Below are 738 nucleotides of genomic sequence, written 5' to 3' on the forward strand. Positions count from 1 at the left end.
CCAGTGATGACGCGGATGGCGTGGGTGAGCCCTGAAAAGGACATGGCGGTGAGCCAGCAATGTGAGCTGGGGGGCGTGTCCAGGGCCACTGTTTATGCTCAGCGCAAGCCGCAGGAGGTCTGCATTGTGGAACTGCTGCTGTGCCGGCTGATCGACGAGGAATACACGCGCCGGCCGTTCTACGGCAGCCGCAAGATGGTGTGCTTTCTGCTGACCCAGGGCCACGTCGTCAATCGCAAACGGGTGCAGCGCATGATGCGCGAGATGGGACTTGCGGGCATGGCGCCGGGGCCGAACACGAGCAAGGCGCATCCAGAAAACAAGGTCTATCCGTACCTGCTGCGCGGGGTGCCGATCGAGCGCCCCAACCAGGTGTGGAGTACTGACATCACGTACATCCGGCTGGCGCATGGCTTCGCGTATTTGGTCGCCGTGATCGACTGGTACAGCCGCAAGGTGCTCAGCTGGCGCATCAGCAACAGCATGGACGCGTCGTTCTGCGTGGACTGCCTGGAGGACGCCCTGCGCTCGCACGGGACGCCCGAGGTGTTCAACAGCGACCAGGGTTCGCAGTTCACCAGCGAGGCCTTCACGGGCGTGCTCAAACGCGAGAGTGTCACCATCAGCATGGACGGGCGTGGACGCGCCTTCGACAACATCTTTGTGGAACGACTGTGGCGCACCGTCAAGTACGAGGACGTCTACCTGAACGGCTACGCAAACATGGGCGAGCTGATG

At 62.5% G+C, this 738-nt stretch carries 1 protein-coding gene; it reads left to right on the forward strand.

The window, feature by feature from the left end:
* Nucleotides 1-738 (forward strand): IS3 family transposase (locus tag ACP7D4_RS28165; protein ID WP_426212740.1); only part of this gene is annotated, 738 nt, incomplete at both ends.

The organism is Massilia sp. TWP1-3-3, from assembly GCF_049897805.1.
Lineage (GTDB): Bacteria > Pseudomonadota > Gammaproteobacteria > Burkholderiales > Burkholderiaceae_D > Telluria_A.